This window comes from Streptococcus criceti HS-6, from assembly GCF_000187975.2.
In the GTDB taxonomy this organism is placed as follows: Bacteria; Bacillota; Bacilli; order Lactobacillales; family Streptococcaceae; genus Streptococcus; species Streptococcus criceti.
In genome coordinates, this window is record NZ_AEUV02000002.1 from 293,829 (window position 1) to 306,692 (window position 12,864).

The following is a 12,864-nucleotide window of genomic DNA, read 5'->3' on the forward strand; positions in this document are numbered from 1 at the left end:
AAAGGCTGCCCCATTTATTACTACAGTCATCAAGATACTTATTCTTCATCAAGAAAACTATTAAAGACTTCTTCAATCATATCCCACTCAGCATCAGATTCTTCTGGGATTGGTTGTAGGTCACCTTCTGTACCATCTTCATTTTCTGTGAATGAGTAAGCTTGAATTTCAATTTCACCATTGTCATCCTCTTGTGCGCCGGCTGGTACCAAAAGAACATAGTTTTTACCAAATTCTTCACGGCCATCAATGGTCAAAAGAATTTCAAACAAGGTTTCGTTTCCTTGTTCATCAACAAGGGTGATTACCTCGTGATCATGATTGTGTTCGTGTGCCATATCTCTTCTCTCCTCTAAAACATACGATCTAAATAATTTTGTAGAATCAGCTGGGCTGCCAGTTTATCGATAACTTTTTTACGCTTGCCTCGGCTGACATCGGCCTGCTCAACCAGCATCCGCTCTGCCTGAACAGTTGTTAGGCGTTCATCCTGATACTCCACTGGAAGGCCAAATAAGTCAGCAATCTTTTTTCCATAAATCTGGCTAGCTTCAACGCGGGGACCGCTGGTATTATTCATATTCTTAGGCAAGCCAACAACAAACTTCTCTACCTTATATTGTTTGACCAGTTCTTCCAAGCGCTCGAAACCAAATTCTTCCTTAGCTTCATTGATTGGAATAATTTCCAGGCCCTGAGCCGTAAAACCAAGTGGATCGCTGATAGCAACGCCGACCGTCTTAGATCCAACGTCTAATCCCATCAATCTCATTAGACATCTATTCCATTTCCCTTGAGATAGAAGCGAACCAATTCTTCAACAATTTCATCGCGTTCATATTTACGGATTTTATTACGGGCATCATTATAACGAGGGACATAAGCTGGGTCCCCGCTCAATACATAACCAACAATCTGGTTGATTGGATTATATCCTTTATCATTTAGCGAACGGTAAACGGCCGTTAAAGTATCACTAATTTCTTGTTTACTGCCATCATCAAGATTGAAACGGACTGTTTCATCTGTAAATCCCATGCTTGCACCCTCTTTCTATTATGAGCAATTTGTGCTATTATATCCTATTTCCCTTATCTTTTCAATGAAAATTCACTAAACAAGCATGATTTTCCTACTGATTTGGCTAAAATAAGATCAGACATTTTATTGAAAGTGAGACCTCTTTCAATTTCTTTGGCCGATACTGATATTTTCTTAAATCTGCTACTTAACAGCTACTGGTTTGGCACCTGCCTGTGCTAAATCCAAAATATATTCCATCGGTGTAGTGCTATCGAGTTTATCCAGATTAAAGCGGCCAGCGCTTGCTTGTGATAGAGCTGATTTGTCAACTGTTTTCATATCAAAAGTGAAAACGAATTTCATTTGGGAATCCTCCGTCACATCCAAGTCAACCTTGGTGCCATTTACCTTTTTGAGATTTTGAACAATATCCAATCGTCCCATAGCTTCAATCAACTGCCCCTTGACTTCGTCGATAGAGCGACCACCAATTTCATCCTTAATCTGTTTAGGAAGTGGCTGAAGGACTTCAATCTTAAGCGAAGTGAAATCGTCACCATCATAACCAATGGTCTCCGTTACAGTTGACTCACCATCCGTCCCATCAGGAATCTTGATTTGCATGGCTTTAGTTCCCGTAATATTTTTTACCTCATGCGAAGACTCCTTCTTGTTACTTTGGCTCGTCGAATCAGACTTTGAATTGGAGCTAGGCCGGCTTGTATTTGAGCAGGCGGTCAAACTGAATACCAAAAGGGAAGTTGCTATAAGTGTATAGATTTTTCTTTTCATGATTTCTCCTTGGTTGACTAATTTTTCGTGTGGTGGCTCAAGTCCGCTTCTGACAAGGCTTGGAAGCGATTTTTGCCCATAGCAATATTATAGCTTATTTTAAGATTAAAAAAAAGGGCTTTCGCCCTTCTTTTCAATTTTTTATCAAATGGTTCAACCAGCTTCAAGTCATACCGACCTGCGACAAATCCATCAATCAATGCCTTACAAAACGGCCCGCATTCTTGCTTGATTATTCTCAACTTCACGAATAGCACGAGGCAAGAAGGCACGGATATCATCTTCCTTGTAACCGACTTGCAGACGTTTGTCATCAATAAGGATCGGACTCTTAAGAATCCGTGGATTTTCTTGAATCAAATCAACTACCTGACTGAGACTTAATTCGTCAATGTCAAACTCCAGAGCACGAGCATAGCGATTCTTTGAGGAAACGATACTCTCAACTCCGTTTTCCGTCTTAGAAAGGATATTGAGAATTTCTTCCTTAGTCAGACCTTCTTTGCCTAGATTTTGTTCTTTATATGGTAATTGATGATTGTTCAACCAAGTTTTTGCTTTTTTACAACTAGTACAACTAGAAATAGTATAAATCTTAATCATGTCACTTCTCTCTTTCTATCACATGATACCTATATTCTAGCATAGCTCTCTAAAACAGAACATAGGTCTTGGGACCTATTTTTGAAATTGTCAACTAAAAAACTTAAACTCTTAATATTTTAAGTTTTGCACAAGCTTTCTGTCATCTTTGCTTAATCTTAAGGCTATTTCTAGAGATCATCTAACCAACTTGACACAAAAATGGAGTTCAAGAAAAAAAGAAGCCCGATAAAACTTCTTTTTCAAGGATAATTTCTGATGGCATACTTAAATTCGATTGGCTGTCAGATTATCAGGCTCTCTATTGCTAAGATCGGTGATGAGACAGTCCATCAGATTATTTTATTCTTCAATCTCGATGGCGTCGAGATCAAGGGATAATTCTTCTGGATCTTCCTTAGCTGCTACTTGATCTGGTTGTCTTTCTGCAACCTGATCATCTTCAATGAGACCGTACTTGATGCGAACCTTCTTATCAATTTCATCAAAGACTTCTGGATGATCGGCCAAATATTTCTTAGCATTTTCCGACCCTTGACCAATCTTTTCACCATTATAAGAATACCAAGCTCCGGCTTTTTGAATAATGTCGAGATCTGTTGCAATTTTGACTAGCTCACCGGTCTGAGAAATACCTTCTCCATACATGATTTCAACTTGGGCAACCTTAAACGGAGGAGCTACCTTGTTCTTGACGACCTTAATCTTGGTTTCCTTACCGATGCTGCTATCCTTCTGTTCTCCCGTTCCCTTGATTTGGGTGTTACCACGAACGTCAAGGCGAACAGATGAGTAGAATTTCAGGGCACGGCCACCGGGAGTCGTTTCTGGATTACCAAACATGACCCCGACTTTTTCGCGCAATTGGTTGATAAAGATAGCAATGGTCTTGGTTTTGTTAATAGAAGCCGAAAGCTTACGCATGGCTTGACTCATCATCCGAGCTTGGAGGCCAACATGGCTGTCACCAATATCACCATCAATTTCGGCACGAGGAACTAGGGCTGCAACAGAGTCAACAACCACTAAATCAACAGCACCTGAATCAATCAATTTACCAGCAATTTCCAGTCCTTGTTCACCTGAGTCTGGTTGAGACAGCAGCAATTCATCAATATTGACACCCAAAGCTGCGGCATAACTTGGATCAAGAGCGTGTTCTGCATCAATGAAAGCCGCGATACCACCTTCTTTTTGAGCCTGAGAAACGGCATGCAAGGCAACAGTCGTCTTACCAGAACTTTCAGGTCCATAGATTTCAATAATCCGTCCCTTAGGATAACCACCAACACCGAGGGCGATGTCTAAAGCTAGGCTGCCTGAGCTCATGACTTGTACCTTTTGATCAGCTCTTTCACCCAGCTTCATGATAGCCCCTTTACCAAAATCTTTTTCGATAGTTTTCAAGGCATCATCCAAGGCTTTTTTGCGTTCATCACCAAATTTCTTAGTGATTTCATCAGTTTTTTTTGCTTTTTTTGCCACTTGTTTTCTCCTATTTTTAATGTGTATTAGTTATTATACTAAATTTTTCTCCTTTAATAAAGCTTTTCGTACCAGATTAAAGGCATGCAAGACTGCAATCTCACGCACATCGCTGCGAGAACGGCCGCTTATTTTTACAAGGTGACTTTCTAAACTGTCAGCTGTAGCTAAGCCAATGAAGACTGTTCCTGCTGGTTGACCTTCCAAGCTATCAGGTCCCGCAACACCAGTCAGTGAAATGGCCAAGTCTGCTCCCGTCTTGCTTCTGGCACCAGCAGCCATAGCTTCTGCTGTAAAAGCTGAAACAACGCCATGGGCTTGTAGGTCGACCAGAGGAATACCTAGCATTCTGGATTTTTCTTCCATACTGTAGGTGACAAAGCCACCGTTGAAAACAGTTGAAGCCCCAGAAAAGTCTGCTAAACTGGCTTGGAAGAGGCCCGCTGTCAGACTTTCTGCTGCCGTGATCGTCTTACCAGAGCTCTTGAGCAAATCAAAGGTAACTTGGGCTAGAGAATTATCATCTCCATAACCATAAAAATAGCTAGATAGAGATTGATTTTCTAGCGATTGAACCGCCATTAGGGCTGCTTCGAGCTGATCTAATTTTTGCTCTGCTTCTTCTTGACTCCGGGCCTTGGTAGAAAGACGCAAAGTGACTTCCCCTGTCTTTGCATAAGGAGCGATGGTAGGGTCAGTTTGGTTTTTAATGAAATCATCAATAACCGTCACTAACTGGCTTTCACCGATTCCAAAGAAACGCAAAACGCGAGAATAAAGCTGCTGATGATCTCGATCAATCAGTGGCAAGAGTTGCTCCTGAACCATAGGCTTGAGTTCGCTCGGCGGACCAGGTAGGACGATGTAGGTCTTTTCCTCAACTTCAATCAGACCTCCAACTGCAAGACCTGTGCGGTTTTGAAGCGGAAGCGCTCCTTCTATGGTTTGAGCCTGACGTTCATTATTGGACGTCCGCAAGACTGCAGGGCGGGCTGCAAAGAAACGATTCAGCTTGTCCATAGCCTGATCATCAAAAACTAAGGGCCGCTTGAGAAACTTGGCTAGGGTTTGTTTGGTTAAATCATCATCCGTTGGTCCCAAACCTCCACAGAGCACAATCATGTCACTTCGTTGGCTGGCGAGGTCAAGAAGGGATAAGAGACGTTCCTCATTATCACCAACAGCTGTCTGAAAGTAAACATCAATTCCCAGCTCAGCAAATTTTTCTGAGAGGAATTGTGCATTGGTATTGACGATTTGCCCTGTTAAAATTTCTGTTCCGACGGCAATTATTTCAGCTTTCATTATATATGGTCACCTACTTATCTATTCGTAAAGTCATCTTATTTTATCAAAAAATTAGTCCAGTGGACCAATTTTCACGAGTTGACAACTAAAAAATTGAGCGTTTATGTAGCTGTTTTTTTTTGATACTAAAAATTAAGGCATTGTCTTTAGGAACAGTAAGTTCTTGACAGTAGGGAGGAAAATCTGTATTGTTAGAGCATTACAAAAGCAAAAGGAGATTAGAATGAGTTTATTAGAATTGCAGAACATCTATAAATCCTACTATTTAGGTAAGGAAGAATTTTCTGTCCTAAAGGGGATTAACCTTACTGTTGACTCTGGAGATTTCATCAGTATTCTAGGTGAGTCGGGAGGCGGTAAATCCACTCTTATGAATATTATTGGTGGACTAGATCGTGAGTATCAAGGCGATGTTATTGTCAATGGTCGCCGGCAAAAGGATAAACACGAGACTGCTATGGATGAATACCGACGGCAAGTTATTGGGTTTATTTTCCAATCTTTTAATCTTGTTAACTATCTGAACGTTTTAGATAATGTCTTAGTTAGCCTTAAAATGACTCGTCTTAGTCATAAAAAGCAAGTTGAAGAGGCTGAAAAATTGCTGAAACAAGTTGGGCTTTATGAACATCGTAAGAAAAAACCAGCACAATTATCAGGAGGACAAAAACAGCGCGTGGCTATTGCTCGTGCGCTAGCTAGCAATCCTGAAATTATTATAGCCGATGAACCTACGGGTGCCCTGGACAGCAAGAACACTGCTGAAGTACTCACCCTTCTTCAAGATATTGCTAAATCAGGTAAGACTGTTATCGTTGTTACCCACTCGCAAGAAGTTGCTAATGCTGGGACACGGATTGTCTCTCTGACTGATGGCCGTATTACAGATGATCAACGATTACGAGAACCCTTCTCTGCAAGGGATAATTTAATTGAATTAGCTGATAAGCCTTTAACTCGAGGCGCCAGTTGGAAGATGGCTTGGGCACACTTCGAAAATGCTTGGAAGCAAAATCTTATTATTACAATCGGGATGGCCATCGGACTTTTCTCCGTTATGTTTTTCTTGGGTTTGGGTAATGGTGCCAAAGGTTATATGAACAGCTTCATCAACGATATCGCTAATCCTCAGGCCTTCCAAGTGACTCTAAAAAATACCGATGCACTCACCAATACAGGTATGACTGGCAAAGATAAAAAGAAGATTAGTAACATTAAGCATGTCACTAAAACGGAATACGGCTACTACACCCCAACCTTTACTATTAGCTATAAGGGCAAACCGGTACAAAATAGGATTTTACAGACAACAAACGATACTATTGTGAAAAAGAGTATTTCAAGCAAAAAAATGCCTAAAGGGGACCAAATTGTTATTTCAAAGGATTATGCCAAGAAAAATATCTCTAAGAATGTTAAAAAGGCTGTTGGTAAGAAGGTGACCATCGGACTAACCGCTTTGGATGAATCTGGAAAACCTATTACCATTACCAAAGAATATACTATTTCTGGGACAACAGATCAGATGAATCTCGTTTCTATGGCTAGTCTAGAAAAGGCTGCAGCTAAACAAGGGGCTACATTAAAACCTAATTTTGTGACAGCAAAGGTTGATAATCTGAATAATACTAAGCAAGCACAAAACGATGCTCGTGCCATTAAACAAAATGGAAAAACGGTCTACAGTATCACAGGTCTTGGAGCAACCTTGAACTCTATTGTGGAAATTACTTATATTGTCGGTGTTGTTCTAGCTTTAGTCGCTGGAATTTCTCTCCTCGTCAGTATCTTAATGATTGTGGCTACAACCTATATGAGTGTTACCGAAAGGACTAAAGAGATTGGTGTTTTACGCGCTATGGGGGCTAGACGCAAAGATATTCGACGTCTTTTCGTCAATGAAAGTTTACTGCTGGGACTTTCTGCTAATATCTTAGCCGTAATCACAGCTCTTTTGGTTCAACTTTTGGTCAACAAATTGGTTTACTCGACTATCAAGTTTGACATCATCCAAGTTTCCTTAGCAACTACTATTTCTACTGTAATCATTGGCTTACTGATTGCCTTGATTGCCAGCTTGGCACCATCCAGCAAAGCCGCTAGATTGAACCCGATAGATGCCTTGGCTAGTGAATAACTATCTGAGTTTATTCAAAAACTCGTCCAGTATTCCTGCTTGAGAATAAACTCTTGGCTTGGCGCAGTGGTTGGCTCAGAAGCTTCATGTTTCCCGATCAGCCATCGCTCGGTAGGAGTCTGAAATCGGACTTTCCTGATATGGCTAATTTAAAATAGGCATTAGCAAAACTTTTGACATCAGCTTAGATCAGCTAATTAAAGATGACCAAGAAAGGAGAAGGTTATTTTTAATAATTAGATTAGCAATGGTACTACGACAGCATTCTAGCCTATCTCCTTGCCACCGTCTTGTATATTGCTTGCTTTGCCCCGCTGTCCATAACATTTTTATGTTGGGTTTCCTAATGCTCTGACCTACGAAATAAAATTATTTCTCCACAAAAGGAGAATTCAGACTAAAAAGAATAAACAGGCCTCCCATTCAGCGAGGCCTGTTTCATTTTTCCTTAAATTCACAGGTATTTTCATGGTCATTGATAAGACCGGCTGCCTCCAAGAAGGAATAAATGGTTGTTGGACCAACAAATTTACAGCCACGTTTTTTTAAATCTTTGGCAATTCGTTGCGACAGCTCTGTTTGTGCTGGTACATTCTTGTAGCTGTCAACTTGGTTGACATGTGGTGTAAAGTCAACGAAAGCCCAAATATAATGGTCAAAAGACCCAAATTCCTTTTGGATAGCCTGAAAAGCCTGAGCATTGGCCCGAGTGGCATAGAGCTTAGCCTTGTGGCGAATAATCTCGGTATTGTTCAGCAAGCTGTCAAGCTCTTGGTCACTCATCTTAGCTACTCGATCGATATCATAGTTATGGAAGGCCCTTTTGAAGGCTTGACGTTTGTTGAGGATAGTTTCCCAAGACAGTCCAGCCTGATAGCCTTCTAGACAAAGCAACTCAAAAAGAGCGCGCTCATCGTGTAGGGGCTTTCCCCACTCCTGGTCGTGATAAGCAATATATAAAGGATTGGTCATTTTGACCCAGCCGCAACGATTCATATTTCCCTTTCTATTCTTGACTTGTTATCGTTAGATAGTGAGTTCAGAGAGTAAAAATCTGACTTTAACTAGAGAGCCGATGCGCTCAACTGAATTGATTTGTATTGAGGAGTGCATAAGCTTCCCCTTCTAAAACTTTCAAGGGGGTTAAAAGACTGACAGCTTCTCATTTCATCAGCATCTTGAGGGCTGATTTGATATAATTTTCAGCTGTTTCGTCGGTTCCCTCAAAGAAGGCACGAACCTTCTTGAGTTCGCTGGCTTTGTAACCAAGAGCCAGAAGAGCTTCCATTGCTTCATCCAGATTTTGATTCGTACTTTGATCTCGCGGACTAGCCTTGCCACCTGCTTGGGGTAGTTCAACAAATTTACCAGCCAGATCCAAAACCATTTGTTGGGCTGTCTTTTTTCCAATTTTTGGAAATTTGGTCAAATACTTGATATCACTGTTATCAATAGCTCTAACCAAGCCTTCGTTATCATCTACGGCAATAATCGCTAGAGCAGTCGTCGGGCCGATGCCAGAAACAGAAATCAAATTGAGAAAAACAGCCTTTTCCTCTTCGGTATGAAAGCCGTAGAGAAGCTGAGCATCTTCTCTCACTACATGATGGAGATAAATCTGGATAGCTTGATTCATCTGATCAGAGAAAGAATAAGGGTTGGCAACATTAACCATGTAGCCGAGGCCACCAGCCTCAACCACAATATACTTTGCCGTAATTTTTGTTAGTATTCCTTTGAGATAGTCGTACATGAAAATCCTCTCTTAGTCAGCCACACCCTGAGTGGGAGTCTCCCTGACAATACTAGTAAGGGTTCCATCTTTTCTTCATGGTCCTTCAATATCCTAACCAGTATAGCATAATTATCAGATTTCGGAGAAAAGGATTTTAAGAAAAGTGGCTGGTATAGATAGCCCTTTAGAGGTTACCATCACCCACAGAACATTGTAATTCTGAGTGTGAAAATTCCTAGCTTGTGTTAATTATTTTAGATAGAACAATTGACATAGTAGTTGGGAGGAAAACTTGTTAGCTGAGCCAACAGTCTTGCTGCTGCTCAAGTTATGAGATGCTTTGGTGCCGATATGTCGATGCTGATCGAATCCTTATCTGGAGCACATTCACTTTTTCCGGTTCCCTATCAACCAGCCTATTGGACTGTTTAACAAATATACAGATGGTGGCTTTAATTGAACTGCTTGAACTAATAATTAAATACATCTACAATGCTATCTTACTTGGTATTGCGACACTAGTAAGAGAGGCACGTCGCTATAGTGAGTGGCGTTTGTTATCGAGTTCAGAGCATGGAGATAGCAAGGTCCTGCCGTATCTTAATTAAATTGTGCAGAAGTATGTTCCAGTAGAATTGACAGTTTAGGATAAGCCCCCTCTTTCAATAAAAAAGCAATGAAAAACGAAAGTGCTATTCACGACAATTACCGATTTCTGTCTTACTTTCTAATTCTCTCTATACTCTATATGAGAAGGAAGATGATAGCCAGTGTGTTGAACAATATATGCACAATAATCGGATAAAGAATCTGCTTTGACTTAGCATAGATTACACCAAAGGTGAAGGCGGTTATCAACTGAGGAATAACACTAATAAATTCTGAAACTTGTAGGGCGTGCATATGGATACCAGCGAATAAAAGAGCTTGTAAGATGATGAATAGTCGTAGATGCTTTTTCCCCATATCTATCAGGGACTTACGAAAAACTAATTCTTCAACAAGAGGACCCGTCAACGCAATGGAAAAGACTGCTAAAACGATTAGCCTGCGACCTTGTAACAATTGCTCTACCGAGGCCTGGTTGATGCCTTTTTCTTTGGCAAGTTCAAAAACTTGATAAAGAATGCCCATCAAAAGGGTAGCCAGTATTTGCCCCACAAACACAAGGATAGTTGAAAGCAGTAAGATGCCCAATGACCGCCAAATATGCTGTTTGAATTTTGAATAGGAATCTTTCAAATCATCTTGGAAGAGCCAAATCCCAAAAATTGCTACTAGAATATATAGGGTAAAGTTTAACAGTTGGTGAATATCTCCTGCTACTGACAAAAAGCGGAAGGGATCAAGTAGAAAACATATAAGGTAGACCAACACAAAGGCCGCATGGTGAGACTTTAAAAAAAGCATTAAACCTCCCTCCTAATATTTCCCTAACTCACGCAGACTCGTATGATTTTCCTGAATCCGACGGAACATTTTTTCCATATCGGATTGAGTGAAATTAACTAAGACGGGTCGGCCATGGGGGCAGTTATAAGGATTTTTGCATTGGGATAATTGGACCAGAAGATTGCGGGCTGAATAATCATCTAGGGCGTGGTTAGCCTTGATCGATCGTTTGCAGCTCATCATAATGGCCAGCTCAGCCCGATAGACCTTGACCGAAACCTCATCCGTTAAGAGGAGCATGTCGCACATCTCGTAAACACCTGATTCGATCTCTTCCTCCTTCATCCAGATGGGGTGTTCCCGCAGGATAAAGGTATTATTCCCGTAGGGTTCAAGATAGATACCCACCTGATTGAGGAGGGGCATTTTTTCTTGAAGGTTAATGAAATCTTCCGCCCGAAACTCAAAGAGATAGGGGACTAGCAATTGCTGCAAAGAACTGTCAACATCACCAATTTTTTCACGATAATATTCATATTTGACCCGCTCTTGGGCGGCATGCTGGTCGATAATATAGAGCCCTCCTTGACCTTGGGCAAAGAGATAGGTGCCCTGCATCTGACCAAAATAGTCTAACTCAGGGAAAGCTGAGCTTTCTTCCTGATCCAGGCGATCCATCAGCTTGTGGGTTTGGGCCCTTTTGGAGAAGTCAATATCAGGGTGTTCCTGGTCTGACACATTAGATTCAGGTCTTTGGGCCTGTCTGACAGAGCCGGTGGACTTGACAGCCTTGTCAATTTGATTGACAGGCTCAGAAGCTTGATTTGACTGACTTTCTGCTACTTGATTATCCGATTTGAGAAAGAAATCTTGACGAGACTGGTCATAATAGAGGTTGGTCTGCTTGAGGGGCAAGCTGGTCTGAACAGGTTTGTCAGCCTGACGGACACTAGACTTAGCCAGATTTTCTAAGGCATCTGGAATCAGGTCTTGCTCCTTTAGGCTCTCAGCAATAGCCTCTCGAATCAGCTGCATGAGTTCCTTTTCCTTAGAGATGCGGACTTCTTGTTTGGTTGGATGGACATTGACATCAGCCAAATAAGGGTCAATCTGAATATCAATCACAGCTAAAGGGAAGCGTCCAACCATGAGTTTGGAGCCATAGCCATCTAAAATAGCCCGATTGAGCAGGAAATTTTTGATGTAACGACCGTTGATGAGGATGGTGATATAGTTGCGATTAGCCCTCGTTAATTCGGGCAAACTGATATAGCCCGATACCTCAAAATCTAAATCACTAGCGGAAATTTCAACCATTTTCTTGGCAGTGTTGAGACCGTAAATACCAGCGATAGTCTGGCGCAGATCACCCGTCCCTGCTGTCTTGGTCAGCTCACGCCCATCATTGATAAGGGTAAAGGCAATCTCAGGGTGGCCCAAACTTTGGCGGTTGATGACATCGACAATGTGGCCTAATTCTGCTTGGAGGGATTTCATGTACTTGAGGCGAGCTGGGGTGTTAAAGAAAAGGTCCTCAACTGTAATCTTGGTCCCGACAGGTGTGCTGACAGGCTCCTGAGAGATAATTTCTCCGCCTTTGGCGACTAGAAGAGTCCCATATTCCGCACCCTTGACAGCTGTTTTAACGGTCAAATCACTGATAGAGGCGATAGAAGGGAGAGCTTCACCACGAAACCCAAGGGTACGGATCCGAAAAAGATCTGCCTGATTTTTAATTTTACTGGTGGCGTGGCGACGCAGGCTGAGGACTACATCATCATTTTCAATCCCTTGGCCATTATCAGTTACCTGAATTTTCTTGAGGCCTGATTCTTCGATTTCGACTGTAATTTGTGTGCTGCCCGCATCAATAGCATTCTCGACTAATTCTTTAACAACGCTGCTGGGCCGCTCAACAACCTCACCAGCTGCTATCTGATTGGCCAGCACTTCTGGCAATTCAATAATTTTTGACATAATTCCTCACCGCTACTCAAAAAGTAAGATAGATGGGGGGCTTAATCCCCTTAATTTTTCGGAGCTACTAATGGTTTTATTATAGCATAGAAGAGGTAGCCCCTGCACATCTGAGACTAGAGATAAGCCTTCCTTGCCCGAATCTCGTTCTTAATTTAGAGTCTAGGAAGGGAGCTAACAAATTACCATTATCTTTTCATTTTTTATCATCAAAGGTTGGGCAAAAACTCGTCCAGCATTCCTCTTTTGGAATAAACTATTGGGGCAGTGGTTGGGAGCAAGACTGGTTGGCCATGCCAACCAGTCTTCCCCTGCACAGAGAATGGGACAGAGGTCAATTTATATAAAAAATTGACCTCGTCGTCCCCCCCTTCCGCACAGTTGCTTAGGTTGGCCGCTATCACTTGCATGG

Annotated in this window: 12 protein-coding genes; 1 reads left to right on the plus strand and 11 read right to left on the minus strand. The window is 41.7% G+C overall.

The window, feature by feature from the left end:
- Positions 1–38: 38 nt before the first annotated feature.
- The 7 genes from STRCR_RS01420 to STRCR_RS01455 all read right to left on the minus strand — a co-directional run bounded on the left by STRCR_RS01420 (position 39) and on the right by STRCR_RS01455 (position 5,208).
- Positions 39–338 (minus strand): DUF1292 domain-containing protein, encoded by a 300-nt coding sequence (locus STRCR_RS01420; protein ID WP_004227756.1) that lies wholly within the window; start codon positions 336–338, stop codon positions 39–41.
- A gap of 14 nt (positions 339–352) precedes the next feature.
- Complete coding sequence (gene ruvX / locus STRCR_RS01425; RefSeq protein ID WP_004226676.1) at positions 353–772, minus strand: Holliday junction resolvase RuvX; 420 nt, start codon at positions 770–772, stop codon at positions 353–355.
- Entirely contained in the window at positions 772–1,038 is a 267-nt protein-coding gene (locus tag STRCR_RS01430) for an IreB family regulatory phosphoprotein (protein ID WP_002960554.1), read from the minus strand. The genes ruvX and STRCR_RS01430 overlap by 1 nt, the downstream gene beginning before the upstream one ends.
- Positions 1,039–1,224: 186 nt before the next feature.
- A complete protein-coding gene (locus STRCR_RS01435) occupies positions 1,225–1,815 on the minus strand; it encodes an SP0191 family lipoprotein (protein ID WP_004225395.1) in 591 nt (196 codons plus the stop codon).
- 204 nt (positions 1,816–2,019) lie between these two features.
- Positions 2,020–2,418 carry a transcriptional regulator Spx gene (gene spx / locus STRCR_RS01445; protein WP_002999521.1) on the minus strand — a complete coding sequence of 133 codons (399 nt, stop codon included), beginning with the start codon at positions 2,416–2,418 and terminating at the stop codon, positions 2,020–2,022.
- 342 nt (positions 2,419–2,760) lie between these two features.
- Entirely contained in the window at positions 2,761–3,903 is a 1,143-nt protein-coding gene (recA, locus tag STRCR_RS01450; protein ID WP_004227168.1) for a recombinase RecA, read from the minus strand.
- A gap of 33 nt (positions 3,904–3,936) precedes the next feature.
- On the minus strand, positions 3,937–5,208 hold the full coding sequence (locus STRCR_RS01455) for a competence/damage-inducible protein A (protein WP_004229644.1): 1,272 nt from the start codon (positions 5,206–5,208) through the stop codon (positions 3,937–3,939).
- A gap of 226 nt (positions 5,209–5,434) precedes the next feature.
- Here STRCR_RS01455 and STRCR_RS01460 point away from each other — a divergent pair, with 226 nt between their 5' ends.
- Positions 5,435–7,348: an ABC transporter ATP-binding protein/permease gene (locus STRCR_RS01460; RefSeq protein WP_004225620.1), complete on the plus strand. Its 1,914-nt coding sequence runs from the start codon at positions 5,435–5,437 to the stop codon at positions 7,346–7,348.
- A 438-nt stretch (positions 7,349–7,786) separates the two neighbouring features.
- Here STRCR_RS01460 and STRCR_RS01465 read toward each other — a convergent pair whose 3' ends face one another.
- The 4 genes from STRCR_RS01465 to mutL form a co-directional block, all read right to left on the minus strand.
- Positions 7,787–8,344, minus strand: a complete 558-nt coding sequence (locus STRCR_RS01465) for a DNA-3-methyladenine glycosylase I (RefSeq protein ID WP_004227431.1) — start codon at positions 8,342–8,344, stop codon at positions 7,787–7,789.
- A 166-nt stretch (positions 8,345–8,510) separates the two neighbouring features.
- Entirely contained in the window at positions 8,511–9,101 is a 591-nt protein-coding gene (gene ruvA, locus STRCR_RS01470) for a Holliday junction branch migration protein RuvA (RefSeq protein WP_004228570.1), read from the minus strand.
- Positions 9,102–9,827: 726 nt separating this feature from the next.
- Positions 9,828–10,493 (minus strand): CPBP family intramembrane glutamic endopeptidase, encoded by a 666-nt coding sequence (locus STRCR_RS12260; protein WP_004226962.1) that lies wholly within the window; start codon positions 10,491–10,493, stop codon positions 9,828–9,830.
- A gap of 12 nt (positions 10,494–10,505) precedes the next feature.
- Entirely contained in the window at positions 10,506–12,452 is a 1,947-nt protein-coding gene (mutL, locus tag STRCR_RS01480; protein ID WP_004229691.1) for a DNA mismatch repair endonuclease MutL, read from the minus strand.
- Between the last annotated feature and the right edge of the window lie 412 nt (positions 12,453–12,864).